The 16442-nt window shown below is 70.6% G+C and carries 15 protein-coding genes; 9 read left to right on the forward strand and 6 right to left on the reverse strand.

Translation table 11 applies throughout. The features are described from left to right. Nucleotides 1–202 precede the first annotated feature (202 nt). On the forward strand, nt 203–1795 hold the full coding sequence (locus BDW27_RS25565) for an OmpA family protein (protein ID WP_017545611.1): 1593 nt from the start codon (nt 203–205) through the stop codon (nt 1793–1795). A gap of 69 nt (nt 1796–1864) precedes the next feature. Here BDW27_RS25565 and BDW27_RS25570 read toward each other — a convergent pair whose 3' ends face one another. Then, entirely contained in the window at nt 1865–2746 is an 882-nt protein-coding gene (locus tag BDW27_RS25570) for an aldo/keto reductase (protein WP_110052168.1), read from the reverse strand. Nucleotides 2747–3053: 307 nt separating this feature from the next. Then, the gene (locus BDW27_RS25575; protein WP_110052170.1) at nt 3054–3737 is read right to left on the reverse strand and encodes a hypothetical protein; all 684 of its coding nucleotides are present in this window, start codon (nt 3735–3737) and stop codon (nt 3054–3056) included. Nucleotides 3738–4032: 295 nt separating this feature from the next. Between BDW27_RS25575 and BDW27_RS25580 the strand changes: the two genes are divergently transcribed. From BDW27_RS25580 to BDW27_RS25615, 8 genes are all read left to right on the forward strand, one after another. After that, on the forward strand, nt 4033–5031 hold the full coding sequence (locus BDW27_RS25580) for a LysR family transcriptional regulator (RefSeq protein WP_017545608.1): 999 nt from the start codon (nt 4033–4035) through the stop codon (nt 5029–5031). 226 nt (nt 5032–5257) lie between these two features. After that, nucleotides 5258–6391: an ABC transporter substrate-binding protein gene (locus BDW27_RS25585; RefSeq protein ID WP_110052171.1), complete on the forward strand. Its 1134-nt coding sequence runs from the start codon at nt 5258–5260 to the stop codon at nt 6389–6391. After that, on the forward strand, nt 6388–7236 hold the full coding sequence (locus BDW27_RS25590) for an ABC transporter permease (protein ID WP_017545606.1): 849 nt from the start codon (nt 6388–6390) through the stop codon (nt 7234–7236). The genes BDW27_RS25585 and BDW27_RS25590 overlap by 4 nt, the downstream gene beginning before the upstream one ends. Continuing rightward, complete coding sequence (locus tag BDW27_RS25595; RefSeq protein WP_233515932.1) at nt 7236–8135, forward strand: ABC transporter permease; 900 nt, start codon at nt 7236–7238, stop codon at nt 8133–8135. The genes BDW27_RS25590 and BDW27_RS25595 overlap by 1 nt, the downstream gene beginning before the upstream one ends. Then, nucleotides 8132–8959 (forward strand): ABC transporter ATP-binding protein, encoded by an 828-nt coding sequence (locus BDW27_RS25600; RefSeq protein ID WP_017545604.1) that lies wholly within the window; start codon nt 8132–8134, stop codon nt 8957–8959. Before BDW27_RS25595 ends, BDW27_RS25600 begins: the two co-directional genes overlap by 4 nt. Further along, nucleotides 8949–9299, forward strand: a complete 351-nt coding sequence (locus BDW27_RS25605; RefSeq protein WP_110052173.1) for a hypothetical protein — start codon at nt 8949–8951, stop codon at nt 9297–9299. The genes BDW27_RS25600 and BDW27_RS25605 overlap by 11 nt, the downstream gene beginning before the upstream one ends. Nucleotides 9300–9311: 12 nt before the next feature. After that, nucleotides 9312–10052: an SDR family NAD(P)-dependent oxidoreductase gene (locus BDW27_RS25610; RefSeq protein WP_017545602.1), complete on the forward strand. Its 741-nt coding sequence runs from the start codon at nt 9312–9314 to the stop codon at nt 10050–10052. 53 nt (nt 10053–10105) lie between these two features. Next, a complete protein-coding gene (locus BDW27_RS25615) occupies nt 10106–10606 on the forward strand; it encodes a 2,4'-dihydroxyacetophenone dioxygenase family protein (protein WP_017545601.1) in 501 nt (166 codons plus the stop codon). 89 nt (nt 10607–10695) lie between these two features. Here the strand turns inward: BDW27_RS25615 and lpdA are convergent, their stop codons facing one another. From lpdA to BDW27_RS25635, 4 genes are all read right to left on the reverse strand, one after another. Further along, nucleotides 10696–12102, reverse strand: coding sequence for a dihydrolipoyl dehydrogenase (lpdA, locus tag BDW27_RS25620; protein WP_110052175.1), 1407 nt, complete (start codon nt 12100–12102; stop codon nt 10696–10698). Nucleotides 12103–12234: 132 nt separating this feature from the next. After that, nucleotides 12235–13191: a DedA family protein gene (locus BDW27_RS25625; protein ID WP_370446552.1), complete on the reverse strand. Its 957-nt coding sequence runs from the start codon at nt 13189–13191 to the stop codon at nt 12235–12237. A gap of 127 nt (nt 13192–13318) precedes the next feature. Further along, a complete protein-coding gene (locus BDW27_RS25630) occupies nt 13319–14950 on the reverse strand; it encodes a hypothetical protein (protein ID WP_110052178.1) in 1632 nt (543 codons plus the stop codon). Between the two features lie 84 nt (nt 14951–15034). Continuing rightward, on the reverse strand, nt 15035–16141 hold the full coding sequence (locus BDW27_RS25635; RefSeq protein ID WP_017545597.1) for a winged helix DNA-binding domain-containing protein: 1107 nt from the start codon (nt 16139–16141) through the stop codon (nt 15035–15037). Nucleotides 16142–16442: the final 301 nt, after the last annotated feature.

The following is a 16442-nucleotide window of genomic DNA, read 5'->3' on the forward strand; positions in this document are numbered from 1 at the left end:
GCGCCCGACTCACTGCACCCGCGCACGAACGCGGTGCCGGTGGAGCGGCCGCCCCCGCGCCATAACCGAAGAAACCCCCATAGGGGTCACCCCTGGCCAGGGAGGTTGACCGTGCTCCTACGGGGACGCAGTGGTCGGTTCGACCCCGCGAGTGCAGGAGGATATTGCCCGTACGTCTCCTCAACGATCGGAGTTCCCCCACATGGCGCGGAAGACGCCCCTCACCGTGGTCGCGCTCATGGTCTCGGGCAGCCTCCTGCTCAGCGGCTGTACCCCCGTGTCCGACTGGTGGTCAGAGACCTTCGGCGACGCGTCGGGCCCGCCGGAGGTGAGGGAGGAGTTCCCCTACGTCCGAGAGGGCCGGATCTTCCAGGACACCGGACAGGACGCCGAGATGCGCTTCTCGATCACCGGCCTGGAGCGCACCGACGACTACACGGTCATGCACTACGAGGTCACCTACCTGGACGACTTCGCCGGGCCCAACCGGAACCTGAGCATGGCGCACACGCTGGTCGACCCCCTGACCGGCCGCGTGTACCGGCAGTTCCTCGACGAGGGGGGACTCAAGTACGGCTCCGAGAGCCCGAACGAGGACGGCCTGTACCCCGTGCACGACGGGGTCACCAACGAGTACACCCGGTACTTCCCCCGCATCCCCGACGAGGTCTCCCAGGTGACCTTCGTCGGCAGCGGTCTCGGTGCGATGACCGGCATCACCATCCAGGACGTGGACGAGGAGAGGGCGGACCCCGAGAACCCCAACGGGCCGGACCACCTCAGCCTCGACGACCCGCCCGGGCGCGGTGAGAACCTGACCTTCGCCAACCGTCGTCCCGACGAGGACGCGGTGGCCGACGAGGGTTGGGTGCAGAGCTTCGTGGACTCCGAGATCGCCTCCACCACCCGTGACGGCGACCGGGAGATCATCTCCCTCCACTCGGACGTGATGTTCGAGTTCGACCGCTCGGACCTGACCGAGACCGCCGCCGACGTCGTGCGGCGGGCCGCGACCACGCTGGCCAACAACGTGGACCCCGACGACCCCACCATCACGGTCATCGGCCACACCGACGGCATCGGTGACGACTCCTACAACGACAACCTGTCCGTGGAGCGCGCCGAGACCGTGCGCGACCTCCTCGCGGAGGAGCTCGGCACCGACTACAAGCTGGAGGTCGAGGGCCGGGGCAAGCGCGAGCCCATCGCCCGCGAGGGCGGTCCCGACGACGAGGAGGCCCGCGCCCGCAACCGCCGTGTCGAGTTCTCCTACGTCTTCAACCCCACCGTGGAGGCCACCGAGGACGAGGAGTACGACGACGACGGCCTGGGCGTGGCCCAGCGCAACGTCACCTGGCCCGCGCCGTACAGCGACGACCCGGGCTCCGTCGTCGCCGAGGGGGAGGAGGGCGGTATCCGCCTGGAGATCCACCCGCTCCGCCGTGACGGCGCGTACGTCATCGGTACCGTGGCGATGACCAACACCACCGACCAGCCGCTCACCCCCGAGCTCGGGGGTTCCGAGACGGTCGCGGGTGGCCCCGAGCAGTTCAACAAGGGCACCCTCGGTGGCTTCCAGCTCTTCGAGCCGGACAACGGCCTGGTCCGCTACGTGGCCCAGATGGACTTCGGCGACGGCCGCTACAGCAGCTTCGCCGAGGAGGTCCACATGATCCAGCCCGGTAACACCCACGAGCTGGTCGCGGTCTTCCCCGCTCCTCCCGTGGACGTGAAGGAACTGACCCTGCGGGCCGGCCCGTTCGGTGAGTTCGAGGAGATCCCGGTCGACTACTGACCCGGGATCCGCGAGGGGCCGCCGACGCACCGTCGGCGGCCCCTCGTCGTGTTCGCGCCCTGTGCGGGGTCAGACGGCGAGGAGCCTCCTGATGTGCTCGCTCTCCGCCTCGGAGAGGCTCACCGAGGCGGCCGCCATGTTCTCCTCAAGGTGCTCGACCCGGGAGGTGCCCGGGATCGGCAGCATCACCGGCGACCGGCGCAGCAGCCAGGCCAGTGCCAGCTGGGCCGGGGTCACGCCGCGCTCGGCCGCCATGGGGGCCAGCGGGGAGTCCGGACGCGCCAGTTCCCCGCGTGCGATCGGCGCCCAGGGCAGGAACGCGATCCCTTCCTGCTCACACCGCTCCAGCACGTCCTCGGACCTGCGCTGGCCGGGGTTGTACTCGTTCTGCACCGAGGCGATGGGTGTGGTCCTGCGGGCGGTCCGGAGCTGCTCCCTCGTCACCCCGGTCAGCCCGATGTGGTGGATCTTGCCCTCCTCGCGCAGTTCCACGAGCGCGCCCAGCTGCTCGGACAGCGGCACCTCGGGGTCGATCCAGTGGAGCTGGAGCAGGCCGATGCGCTCCAGGCCCAGGTTGCGCAGGCTCGACTCCACCTGCCGCTTGAGGTGCGAGGGCGTCCCGTTGGCCTCCCACTGCCCGGGGCCCGAGTGCACCATGCCCACCTTGGTGGTCACGAGGAGGTCCTCGGGATAGGGGTGCAGGGCCTCGCGGATCAGCCGTTCGTTGACCTCGGGGCCGTAGGAGTCGGCGGTGTCGATGAGGGTGACGCCCAGCTCGACCGCGCGTCGCAGTACGGCCAGCGCCTCGTCGCGGTCCTGGGGCTCTCCCCAGGCCCCGGGGCCCGCCAGTTGCATCGCGCCGAATCCGAGGCGGTGCACGGGGAGGTTCCCGCCGAGGGCGAAGGTGCCGGACAGGCGGGCGAGATTCGGTGTGGTGTGTACGTCGGTCACGAGGGTTCCTTCCGGGCGGCGCGGGGCCGCGTGACAGGGCGGAGGGGGATCGGGCCACGACGTGCGAGGCCAGGCTCGCTGCGGTGTTGCGGGAAGAATCCCAGCAGGTGGCGGCGGTGGCAAGGAACCCGTGAGCGCGTCGGAGAGGTCATGCGGATTCCGGTTGGCCGCGGCGGTGGGTACGTCCGCGGACGGTGCTTTTGCCCGTGCGACCCCCTCGGCCGCCCCGGGCGGAGGGCGCCGGTGGAGGGCAGGGAGAACGCGAAGGGGGCCGCCGACGTCGTCGGCGGCCCCCTCAGCGGCTCGGTCAGTCGCGGATCTGGCCTGCGGCCTGGAAGACCACGCGCTCCAGGTCGCCGCGTTCGACGTCCTCGAAGTAGGCGATCGCGGTCACGTGGAAGTCGCCGGGCAGCTGGAGGTACAGGTGGCGGCTGGAGCCGTCCACCGTGCCGACGTACTCCAGGTCCGCGCCGAGGTCGTCGGAGTCCTCCGTGTGGTAGGTGTCCACGTCCACGTCGACGTCCACCTCCCAGTTCATCTCCGCCTCCGCGCCGGGGACCTGGACGACGTCCGGATTGGCGCTGGGGTCGGCGCCCGAGGTGAACACGAGGGTGAACGACGGCGTTCCGGGCTCGGTGCTCCCGTCGCTGAACGTGCAGGAGAGCTGTTCGGCGTTCTCGATCCCCTCGATCTCCCCGCTCTCCTCGGTCAGCACCTGGCCCGGCGCGAGGTCCCCGACGATCTGCGCGGCGCCGGCCGCCTCGCAGGACTCGGGGAGACCGTAGGCGGACGCCTCCTCTTCCTCCGGCTCTTCCTCGGGGCTGGGACTGGCGCTCGCCTCCTCCTCGGGGGAGTCCGAGCCGCCTGACGACATGCTCAGGTCCAGGTCGAGGTCGACCACGTCGCAGCCGACGAGGACGACACCGCCGATCACGACTGCGGCGACGGCCGTGCCCAGGCACGAGAGGGGTGATGACGGGATCAGGCGCATGGGTGGCTTTCGGTTCGGGGTGCGCCGGGCTGGAGGGGGCTCCGGCGGGGGACACAGGGAAACCTAGCAAGTCCGGCGCCCCGGGGAGGCCCTCCCCACCGGCCCGGTGGAGGGTGGGACGATCAGGCCTCGGTGTCCGGTTTCTGGAATGTCAGAATCAGCATCGTTAATAGTCTGAAAAGGGAGTGGCTGCTGGTGCCGGAGCGATCGAGGACCGATTTAGAGTCCGATTTCCCATTTGGGGAGGTATCGTGAGCCCCCCTTCATCCCCTAAGCAACCGGAGCACTCCTCGACATGCTGGACACGGACATTCGCCTGGAGTGGTTCGTCTCGTTCCTGGCGGTGGTCGAGACCGGCAGCTTCGTGTCCGCCGCGGAGTCGACCCGCAGGTCGCAGCCGCGAGTGAGCCAACACGTCGCCGCGCTCGAACGGGAGATCGGCCAGCCGCTCTTCGACCGCAAGAAGCGCCCCGTCCAGCTGACCGAGGCGGGCGGTGCCCTGGCGGTGCAGGCACGCAACGTCCTGCGCGCCCTGGAACGGGCCGAGTCCGCCATGGCGCCCTGGCGCGGCGGTACGCGGGGCATCGTGTCCCTGGGCTCCTACCCCAGCGCGAGCGCGGCCTTCGTGCCCGCACTCCTCCAGTCCCTCGCGGTCAGCGACCCGGACATCAAGGTGGTGCTCACCGAACACGCCACCCTCGAACTGGACGATGCCCTCGCGGCGGGCGGCATCGACCTCTACCTCAGGCCCATGACCCCCGAGCCCACTTCGGCCTCTGTGGTCAGCAGGCCCCTGTGGGCCGAACCGCTGGTCGTCGTGCACGCGGAGGACCATCCGCTCTCCGACGTCCCCGACCCCGTCCCCATGGCCGTCGTGGCCGAACACCCCATCGTGGTGATAGGTCGCCTCGACGCCCCCGAGACGGCGGAGTTCGAGTCCTTCCGGGTCTTCCAGGAGCACGGGCTGACCATCAGCCCGGTCCAGGCCACCAACCAGCCCCAGACCCTCGTGTCGCTGGTCGCGCACGGGATCGGCGTGGGGGTCACCAACTGGCTGGCCGCCTGGAGCGCCGACACCAAGGGGGTCCGCGTGCGCCCCCTGGAGGGTGCTCCCCGGCGCCGCGTGGCCGTCTGCTGGGACTCCACCCGGGCCCTCACCCCGGCGGCGCGCAGAATTCTCCAGGCTGTAACCGAAGCGCCCCGACCTGCGGGAACGCTGCCGACAAGGACACAGAACGCACCGCGGAGCGAGGAGCAGGGAGTCGGGACCTGGGCTTATTCGCTTTCCGAATAAGGGTATAAGCGAATGGAACTTCACGACCAGGGGCAAATCCAGGTACGGTCGGCAAGCGAAAGCATGAAAGTTCCGGACGACTCCTCGTCCTCCGGAGCTTCGCACGCCCTCCAGCCCCATTCCCTCACCGCCGCGCGGGCGGGTCCCAGGTGCATCTCCTACCAGCGGGAACGGCACGTGCAAGCGTTCGTGTGAGGGCGCACACCCTGTCACCGGAAGAACCCTCATGCAGCGATTTCCGCTCACTCCCCTTTCCCTTGTCTGCTCCGCAGTCCTGCTCGCCACGGCGTGCAGTGGCGGTTCCACCGTCGACGAGGACGTGGAGGGAGCCAGCGGCTCCGTCAGCGGCTCCCTCAACGCCGGATACGTGTCCGCGATCGACCAGATCGGCCTGCCCGTCGGCACCGAGGTCGGCTACTTCGAGGACCACGGTCTGGACGTGACCCTGGCCGACCCGTTCCCCACGGGCGTCGACGCGATCAACGCGCTGGAGGCTGGTGAGGTCGACATCATCCAGGTCGGCGTCCCGGCCCTGGCCGCCGCCGGCGAGGGAGTCGACCTGGCCCTGGTCGGCAACTACACCGGTTCGGCCGTCCAGCGCAGCGTCGACGAGACGGCGGCCATCGTCGCCGCCGAGGACTCCGGCATCGACCCGGATGACCTCTCCACGCTGGAGGACGCCAAGATCGGCACCACCTTCGGCTCCATCAACCACCTGTACCTGCTGGGCCTGCTCAAGGACCTGCGCATCGACCCGGACGACGTCGAGATGGTCAACACCGCGCCGCCGGACATGCCGGTCGCCCTGGAGACCGGCGGCATCGACGCCGCCGTCATCTGGGACCCGTGGCCGATCACCATCACGGACCAGGTCGAGGGCTCCGAGGAGATCCTGCGCGGCGGCGGGTACATCCCCTTCATCGGCTACATCGTCACCACGCCGGAGTACCTGGAGGAGAACGGCGAGCTGGTCGAGGCCTTCCTCACCGCCCGCGCCGCCACCGACCAGTGGATCCGTCAGAACCCCGACGACGCCGCCGACTCCGCGGCGCGCTGGCTGACCGGCACCGAGCCGGAGGTCGCCCAGGCCGCCATGGAGTACAACATCGCCCAGCTGGACGGCCGCTTCTCCGCCTGCAACTACCTGGCGCTGGACACCGTCGCGGTCCTGCTTGAGGAGCAGGGCCAGCTGGAGTACGAGACCGACATCAACGACCTGTTCGTTCCGGGTCCGATCCTCTCCGTCGAGGAGAACAACCCGGAGCTGTTCGACGATCTCCCCGAGGTCCCCAACACGGCCGAGATCGAGTCCGACCACACCTTCATCCGTGAGGTCGACCAGGAGGCGTGCGCCGTATGACGCACGGCCCGACGCGCGGTTCCGGACGCACCGCGCGATCCGGTACGGCCGCCCCACGCCGCGGCCGTACCGGAGACCGGGCCGCCGGTTTCCTCTGGTTCGTGCTGCCGCTGGTCGCCCTGGTCGGAGCCTGGGCGGCCGCGGTGGCCGTGACCGGGGTGCCCAAACGGGTTTTCCCCCAGGTCACCGATGTGGCCGAGGCCCTGCGGTCCATGGCGGTCAGCGGCGAGCTGGTCCGGCACCTGAGCGCCAGCCTGTACCGGGTCCTGGTCGGCGCGGTCATCGCGATCGTCACCGCCATCCCGTTCGGGATCGCGCTCGGCGCCAGCCGTGTCCTCTCCGCCTTCTTCACGCCGCTGCTGCGGTTCTCCGTCGCACTCGCCGGGATCGCCTGGATCCCCGTGGCGACCCTGTGGCTGGGGTACGGCGACGGCGCCGTCATCTTCATCGTGTGGAACGCGATGTTCTTCGCGCTGGCCTACAACACCATGCTGGGCGTGCGCAGCATCCCCGGTGAGCTGTTGAGGTCGGCGCGTTCGCTGGGCGCCGGTCCCTGGCGGCTGTTCTGGGAGGTCCTCCTCCCCGGAGCGCTGCCGAGCGTGGTCAGCGGCCTGCGGATCGGCCTCGGCTACGGCTGGCGGGGCCTGGTCGCGGCGGAGATCATCGCGACCAGCGCCGGTCTGGGCTACGCGCTGTTCCTGGCCCAGACCTCGTTCTCCACCGACGTCATCATCGCCTCGATGGTGATCATCGGTGTCCTGTGGCTGTTGATGGACCGACTCCTGCTCGCCCCCCTGGAGCGGAACACCGTTGAGCGGTGGGGCATGACGGGGGGTGGTCGCTGATGCGGTCCCTCACTGAGACTTCCGGCGGGACCGTCCAACCCGCCGGAAACAGAACAGGCGACGCGCCCGCGCGGGCGGTCCGTCGGCGGGCGCCCCTGCACCGGCGCGTGTGGCTGCGGCTCACCCGCAGCCCCGCCTTCCGCACGCTCGGACCGTTCGTGCCGGTGATCGCCCTCTGGTGGGCCCTCGCGGAGAGCGGGCTCTTCCCACAGGCGTTCTTCGTGGGTCCCGACCGGGTGGTGCTGGAGTTCGTCGAACTGGTCCGCAAGGGCATCCTGGTCGGCTACCTGGGCGACTCTCTGGAGCGCCTGGCCTACGGGGTCGGGTTCGGTCTGCTCATCGGTCTCCCGATGGGCTTCCTGACCGCCCTCTTCTGGCGGCTGCGCAAGGCCGTGTGGCCGATCCTGCTGTTCTTCCAGGCGATCGCGGACATCGCGTGGCTGCCGATCGTCATCGTGTGGTTCGGGTTCAGCCTGACCGCCGTCACGTTCGTCATCGTCTACACGATCGTCTTCCCGCTCATGCTGAGCGTGGTCTCCGGGGTCGAGCAGGTCCCCAAGGAGCTGATCCGGGCCGCGCGCAGCCTCGGAGCGGGCAGGGTCCGGGTGTTCTTCGAGGTGATCCTGCCGGGCGCGCTGCCGTCCGTGGCCACCGGTGTGCGCACCGGCCTGGGCTACGGCTGGCGGGCGCTGGTGGCGGCGGAGATCATCGTCGGCACCAGTGGGATCGGTTTCATGATGTTCGACGCCCGCCGGGTGGGCGACGTCAGTCAGGTGTTCCTCGGCATGGTCGTGCTCGGGGTGCTCTGGTACATGCTCGACGCGCTGGTCCTGGCGCCGTTCGAGCGGGCCACCGTGGAGCGGTGGGGGTTGGTGCGAAGCATGGAGGACGACAGATGACCGCTTTGGTGATCGAACACCTGGAGAAGGTCTTCACCGACTCCTACACCGGGGACGAGGTCGTCGCGATCGGCGACATCTCGTTCACGGTGGAGCGCGGCGAGTTCGTGTCGGTCCTCGGCCCGAGCGGCTGCGGCAAGACCACCGTCCTGAACACCGTGGCGGGGTTCGCGAACCCCACCGGCGGGACGGTTTCGGTGGACGGCCGCGAGGTCAGCGGGCCCGGCCCCGACCGGGGCGTGGTGTTCCAGGGGCACGCCCTGTTCCCGTGGAAGACCGTGCTCGGAAACGTGGTCTTCGGGCTGCGCATGAAGGGCATGGGACGCCGCGAGCGGGAGGAGCGCGGCCGCGAGTACCTGGAGCTGGTGGGGCTGGCCGGGTTCGAGAACCGCTACCCCCACGAACTGTCCGGCGGCATGCGCCAGCGGTTGGGCGTGGCCCGCGTGCTGGCCAACGAGCCCGCCGTGATGCTCATGGACGAACCCTTCGCGAGCATCGACGCGCAGACCCGGCGCAGGCTCCAGGAGGACCTCACACGGATCTTCGAAGAGCGCCGTCCCACGGTGTTCTTCGTGACCCACGACATCGACGAGGCGGTCTTCCTCTCCGACCGCGTGGTGGTGCTGTCCTCACGGCCCAGCACCGTCCAGGAGATCGTGACCGTGGACCTGCCCCGCCCGCGCACCTGGCAGGCGGCGGTGGACCACCCCGGCTTCCGGGAGACCGTCGCGCGGATCAACGGGCTCCTGGCCGTCGACTCCGACCGGAGCCGCGACGGCGCCGGGCCACAGGAGAGTGACGGGAGCACCGCCGATGTCGGCTAGGTCCTTCGGGTCGAGGGCGGTACGCAGCGCCACCCTGCGCCGGATCGCGCTGGTGCTGCTCCTCGTCCTCCTCTACCAGGTCTGGTTGGGGGTCCAGGCGGTCGGCAAGGCCGAACCCGGGATCGGGGACGCCCCCGACGAACGCGGCCGGTTCGACGTGGACGTGGTGCTCGGCTTCCAACCGGAGCGCTACCACTTCCTCAAGCTCCAGGACCACGGACGGGTCGCCGGGACGACCGACACGACGGTCCACCTCAGAGGGGTGTCCCCCGCGGGTGTCGACGCCCTCGCTCGGGAGTACTGGATCGAGTCCCTCGCCGTCCCGGATTCCGACGCCTAGAAGGAGCAGCGCATGGAGACAGCACCCGGGGATGTCCCCGAACCGAGGTCCGACGACGGGACCGTCGTCGTCATCGGGGGCACCAGTGGCATCGGCGCGGCCGTGGCCGCCCGCTTCGTCGACCGCGGCCGCCGCGTCGCGGTCTGCGGCCTGGACACCGAACGCGCTCCGGCCAGGCTCCGGGAGCGGGCCGAGGTCACCGAGCTGGACGTCACCGGCGAGGACGCTCTGGAGGACTACCTGGCCTCCTTCCCGCGCGTGGACGCGCTGGTCAACGCGGCCGGGATCATCCGCAGGCACGAGGAGTTCGACCCGGCGGTGTTCGCGAGGGTCGTGGAGGTCAACCTGACCTGCGCCATGCGGGCGTGCGTCGCGGCCCGGCCCGCCCTGGAGGCGGCCGGTGGCAGCGTCGTCAACGTCGCCTCGATGCTCAGCTTCTTCGGCGGCCCCCTGGTCCCCGCCTACAGCGCCAGCAAGGGCGGGATCACCCAGCTCACGAGGTCGCTCGCGGTCGCCTGGGCGTCCCTGGGCATCCGCGTGAACGCGGTCGCGCCCGGCTGGATCCGCACCGAGCTCACCGAAGGGGTCCGCGCCGACACGGAGGCCGAGGCGCGCATCCTCGGCCGCACCCCGATGGCCCGCTGGGGCGACCCGGCCGAGGTCGCCGGGGCGGTCGAGTTCCTGTGCGGCCCGGACGCCGGGTTCGTCACCGGGGCCGTCCTCCCGGTCGACGGCGGCTACCTGGCCGCCTGACCCCTCCCCCCGAGTCCCCGCTCGCCGTCCCACCCCGCCCACCTGGAGGAACCGTGTCACCGAACCGAGCTCCCGTCATCAACCCGTCAGCCGGAATCCCCGACGAGATCGCGATCCCGGCCGTCCCCGAGGACCCGCGCATGTGGGTGCCGCAGGCCCCGAACGTGTGGTTCCGCCCGCTGATGCTCAACACCGTCACCGGCCAGTGGTGCAACCTGCTCAAGGTCACCGCGTCCGGCATCGTGTCCCGGCACCGCCACCCCGGGGCGGTCTTCGGTTACGTCATCGAGGGCCGCTGGCACTACTACGAGCACGACTGGGTGGCCGAGGCCGGTCACTTCGTCTACGAGCCGCCGGGTGAGATCCACACGCTCGCCGTCCCCGAGGACTGCGACCACATGGTCACCTTCTTCAACATCAGCGGCGCGATGGTGTACGTGGACGAGGACGGCACCCAGACCGGGTACGAGGACGTCTTCACCAAGATCGAGATGGCCCGCGCCCACTACGCGTCCGTGGGCCTGGACGGCTACGTGGAGTCGCTCATCCGCTGACGCCGACACCCGTGGCGCCCCATGAACGACGGGGCCGGTCCCCCTGACGGGACCGGCCCCGTCCCCTGTGTGCGGGGTCGGCGGACGGATCAGTAGTTGATCATGTGCCCGGCCAGGCCGTGCACGGCCTCCTTGACCGCCTCGCTGAGGGTGGGGTGCGCGTGGATGTTGCGCGCCACCTCGTGCACGGTCAGGTCCCACTGCTGGGCCAGGGTCAGCTCGGGCAGCAGCTCGGTCACGTCCGGACCGACCATGTGGGCGCCGAGGAACTCCCCGTACTTCCCGTCCGAGACGATCTTCACGAAGCCCCGGGTGTCGCCCAGGCCGTGCGCCTTGCCGTTGGCCATGAACGGGAACTTGGCCACCTGGACGTCGTAGCCCGCCTCCCGTGCCTCGGTCTCGCTGTAGCCGAAGCTGGCGATCTGCGGCTGGCAGTAGGTGGCGCGCGGGATGAACCGGTAGTCGATCTCCTGCGTCTCGGCGTCGGCGATGGTCTCCACCGCCACGATCCCCATCGCCTCGGCGGTGTGCGCCAGCATGAGCTTGGCGGTGACGTCGCCGATCGCGAAGATGTGCGGCACGTTGGTGCGGCCGCGCCCGTCGATCTCGATGGCGCCCCGGTCCGTCAGCGCCACGCCGGTCTTCTCCAGGCCGTAGCCCTCGACGTTGGGCGCGAACCCGATCGCCTGGAGGAGCTTGTCCGCCTCCAGCGTCTGCTGCTTGCCGTCGCTGCCGGTGACGGTGACGCTCACACCCTTGCCGGTGTCCTCGACCGACTCCACCTTGGTGGAGGTCAGGACCTTCACACCGAGCTTCTTGTAGGCGCGGGCGATCTCCTTGGAGACCTCCTCGTCCTCCAGCGGAACGACCCGGTCGAGGAACTCCACGATGGTGACGTCGACGCCGTAGTTGCGCATGACGTAGGCGAACTCGACGCCGATGGCGCCCGCGCCCGCGATGATGATGCTCCCGGGGAGCTCCTCGCTGAGGATCTGCTCCTCGTAGGTGACGACCCGCTCGGACAGCGAGGTGCCCGGGATCAGCTTGGTGGAGGAGCCCGCCGCGATCACCGCGTTGTCGAAGGTGACGGTCTCGGTGGAGCCGTCCTCGCCCCGGACCTCGACCGTGTGGTCGTCGACGAAGGTGCCGCGCCCGTTGAGCTCGGTGATCTTGTTCTTCTTCATCAGGAAGTGGACGCCCTTGACCCGGCCGTCCGCCACCTCGCGGCTGCGGCTGAACGCCTTGCCGTAGTCGAACTCGACCGTCCCGTTCACCTTGATGCCGAAGAGGTCGGCCTCGTTGTTGAAGAGGTGGGCCAGCTCCGCGTTGCGCAGGAGCGCCTTGGAGGGGATGCAGCCCACGTTCAGGCAGACGCCGCCCCAGTACTTCTCCTCGATGACCGCGGCCTTGAGACCCAGCTGGGCCGCGCGGATCGCGGCGACGTAGCCGCCGGGCCCGGCGCCGAGGACGACCAGATCGAAGTGTTGCTGTCCCATGACGGGATCTCCTTGAGTGTGTTTGTGACGCACCCAGCGCAGCCGGCTTGCCCGGGGTGTCGGATTGCCGAACGCCAGCCTAGTCAAGGAGTCCGCCTCCGCGCGCGACCGTGCGCGACGGTGAGCTGACTTTCAGTCGTCCCTGCTGTTCGGAGGGGGTGTGGGGGTGGCGGGATCATCCTGGGCGGTTTCCCGGGAGGCGGCCCCGGGGGCCTCCTGGACGGCCAGGCGGGCCGTCTCGGCGTCGTAGGCCTCGGCGGCCTCTCCGAGGGCCTGCTGCCGCCGCGCGCGCTGGTCCCTGATGCTGGTGTAGGTGGGGATCGCGGCCATGCCGAAGATGATCGCGAGCATCAGCCAGAGCGCGTAGCTGTCGATCAGCAGGACCACGTCCACCCCCGCCTGGCCGGAGTGGTACCCGATGGCCGCGACCACGGCGGTGATCATCAGGGCGCCGATGACGTCCAGCAGCAGGTACGTGCGCAGGCGCATCCCGCTCACCCCGGCCATGACGTGGGGGATGCCCGCGGGAACGCCCGGCAGGTAGCTCAGCGGGATGAGCAGCCGCATGACCCACGGGTTCATCGTTTCCAGGCGCTCGGCGAACTGACGGCCGCGCTCGCTCGGGACGAGGAAGGCGACGATGCCGCGGCCCCAGCGGCGGCCCACCCACCAGAACAGCCAGTCGATCTTCACCTTGCCGATCACGCCCGCGACGATCACCACCCACAGGGAGCCCTGCCCGACCCCGGCGAAGGCGGAGGCGGCGCCCACCGCCGCGTGGCTGCCGGTGACGAAGGCCAGGGGGACGGCGTGGTCCGCGATGAGGAACGGCCGCAGCGGCATGGTCAGGAGGAAGAACGCGGGGATGCCGATGAGCAGCCAGAGCAGGACCCTGTCCTGTCGCTGCATCGTGCCGGGCCAGGGCTTCTGGCTCTTCCAGTGCGCGATGGCACGCTCCGCCTCGGCCTCGTCCCAGGCCTTCCCTGCCGCCGTGAGCGCCTCCTCACGGGTGGGCCTGGGGGAGTGCCCGGTCTCGCCCGGCTGTCCTTGGCCCTGCGGGGTCTGGCTCATCGTCCTCATGCCCTCCATGATTCCGTGAACCGGGTCCGGCCCACAGTCCCAGCAGTCACCGCCCTCGTGTGAGGGGCGTGGTGAGTGGGGGATGACAGTTGTCATGTGCCCGCGCGGTGGAGGGGCCGGGCGCGGGCGGCCGGGTTCAGCGCCCGGGCGGTCCCATGGGCCACTTCCATTGGGGGGCCCAGGTGCTGCTGTCCGACACCCCGGGGGGCATCGGGGGGAGCAGCCGGGCGCCCGGCGGGCGCCCGGCGGCGGGGGGATCCTCCGTGAGGCGGTCGTCGGCGCGCGGCTCGGGTTCGGGGCCCGGGAGGGGGCGGGGGTCGCGCCACTCGGGCTCGGGGAGGGGAGGGACGAGGGGGTCGTCGTCGGGGTCCGGCGCCGTCGGGGTCAGCGCGCCGGACCAGGCCGCGGGCACGGTGAAGTCGTCGGGTTCGTCCTCGTCGTCGTCCAGCGCCCCGGGCGTTGGCGCCGGGGTGTCGAACAGGGAGGCGGGGGAGTCCGGGAACACCGGAGCGGCCCCGGGGTTGATGGTGACGTCCTCGAAGGACGCGGACAGACCCCCGCCGGGGGCGTCCAGGTCCAGGTCCGGGCCCAGGGAGGCGAACGGCGCCGACATCGGTCCGGAATCCACCTCGGCGAAGTGCGCGGCCACCCCGAAGTGCCGGGGCGGGCGCCGGTGCGCGCCGGTGTCGTCGTTTTCGATCGGCGGGGCCTGCGGGTGGCGGACCGCCCCCGCCGGGTGCGTGCGCGCCCACCAGGCCGTCGCCTCGTCCGGGGACAGCTCCTCCAGGACGCTCAGGGAGCCGGTGATGTGCGGGTGTCGCCGCCCGGCACGCCACGAGTGCAGCAGCGACTGCGGTTCCAGCACCAGGACCCGTTCGCCGTCCACCTGCGGGACGTCGCCGGGACAGGCCTCGTTCCCCACCCAGGTGCCGTCCCCGCCGACCAGGTCCCACTCGCCCCGCACCACGTCGGCCAACGGGTCCACCGACGCGTCCACCGAGGCCGCGACCCAGCGCGGGTCCGGCCGGGTGCCGGGCAGGCGGTTCCCCTCCTTGCCGATCAGCGCGTCGGCGAGCAGGGTGTGCAGCTGGAAGTTGTCACTCACGCCGTCGAAGGCGACGCGAAAGCCCCGCCGGGAGACCCGGTCCAGGACGAGGAGCCGGTCCGCCTCGGACATGCGCAGGAGCTCGCCCACCTCGCCGAACTCGCTGAGCCGCGTGGAGAGCGCCTGCACGATCTGGCTCAGCTCGTGCAGCGCGCCGGGGTCGGCGCGCACGGCCGAGCGCACTCCGGAGTCGCCGAGCATGGCCTTGGCGGCCAGGCCGTAGCGGAGTGAGGTCCACCAGCCGACGGTCGCCAGCGGGGCGTTGTCCCCGAGGACCTGCTCGACCCGCTTCTCCTCGGCCTCGTCCACGCCGTTCGGGGCGGGCAGGGCACCGCCGCCGGTCTTCTCCCACGCGTGGATGAAGGCGACGGCGGCCTGGCCGTAGCTGCCGAGTTGGCGCAGCACCTCAAGGCCCACCTGGCCGGCGGGCGCGCCGGACTCCACGAGGGCGCCGGCCAGGACCGAGAGGTCGGCGGCCACCCCCGCGTGGGGTTCGCAGTCGCTCAGGACCGGAGTCAGCGCCTCCAGCGCTATGGCCAGCTCCTCCCGGGGCACCTGGGAGGAGAGCCGGAACACGTCGTGCACGGCTTCGGGGAAGCCGGGTGCCTGGCTGGCGGCGGTGTCGAGCACACGTTGGAACGCGGCGCGGAACTCTTCAGTCACCCCCGAATCCTGTCATACCGGCCCTTGCCATCCATGGTCAGGATGCACGTGCACAAAACGGTCGACCTCCGGGTGTGCGGGAAATCAGGTGCGGTCCGTGAATCGCGGACCCGCACTCTCCTGGCCAGGGTGGAGAAAGGCGAGGAGACGGTCCCCCTCGGCAGTGATCTCCTCGATTTCCGATTTGTTGAACGCGCGAAAGGGCGTGATGTCGAGTGAGGGCGTTCCCCGGCCCCGGTCGACCCTCCACGAGGCGCTGACCTCACCGTCCACCAGCACCGTCGCGGGCGGCATGCCGTTGCGCGCGGAGAGCCCGCGCAGGTTCTCGTGGGAGACCACCCGGCTCCGGTCGGCGTGCCCGCGCAGCAGGTTGTCGAAGTCGTAGAGGAAGCGCACCGGCGCCGGGACGTCCGCCGAGGGGCGCGGGGCGTCGGGCAGGTCGAACAGCTCCGTGCCCGAGGGGTCCCGGAACGACACCAGCCGCTCACGGAGGCCCTCCACCACGGCCTTGAGCCGGGTCAGGCCGGACCAGGCCTGCACGTCCATCACGCTGGCCGGACCGAAGGCCGCCAGGTACCGCAGGACCAGCCTCTCCCGGTCCGGTCCGGGGGCCATCGGCCAGCCGGTCCAGGTGTCGGCGGGGGCCAGCACCGGCTGCCCCGAGGCTCCCCACACACCGCGCGGCGGGATCTGCACCACCGGCAGCAGGCAGCGGACCACGTAGGCCAGATGCTCGCCGTCCACGCCCTCCCAGTGGGCGCCGATGTGCTCCCCCAGTTCCTTGGGGGAGAGCGGGCGTTCCTCCAGGATCTTGCGGCCGAGCGTCACCACCGCCTCCAGGTCCACCCCTGCGGTGCCCTTCCCGTGGGACCCGTGCGACAGGTCGCGCTCCATGACCTCCTGGGTGGTCGGACGCATCCAGGCGGCGTCCTCAGCGGAGACCAGGTGCAGGGTGGAGCGCATCAGGGACATCCGGACCAGGGTGCCGTCGGTGAGCAGGCGCCCCACCTCGTGCGGGTCGGGGTCCGCCATGCGGCTCTGGAACCCCACGTACCAGGTGTGCGTGGTCTGCGCCTGGAGTCCGGCCAGGTGGCTCAGCACCTCCGTGGCCGGTCGCTCCACCCGGCTCAGCAGGAACTGGCGTTCCAGGGTGGCGCGGTTGAGTTCGCGTCGGCTGAGGGTCGTGGCCATGGTGTCCCTCCGGTCCTCCGGTGTGTGGAACGTGCGGGCACCCTACCTCTCAAATGGGATGAATCCGGGTGAACCACGCCGTTCCGGGCGTGGTCTCGACGCGGACTTCGTGATGAGCAGACCGATAGCGGACCGGACGGCCCTCCCCGGGACACGCGTAGGGGGTGTCCCGTGGTGGGACACCCCCTACGCGTGTGTGGTGTGGGTCAGTGTTGGTCGAGGAGTTGGGCGCAGCGGATCAGGCCCAGGTGGGAGTAGGCCTGGGGGTGGTTGCCCAACGCGCGTTCGGTGACGGGGTCGT

The sequence above is a fragment of the Nocardiopsis sp. L17-MgMaSL7 genome (genome assembly GCF_003182025.1).
GTDB classification, from domain to species: Bacteria; Actinomycetota; Actinomycetes; order Streptosporangiales; family Streptosporangiaceae; genus Nocardiopsis; species Nocardiopsis prasina.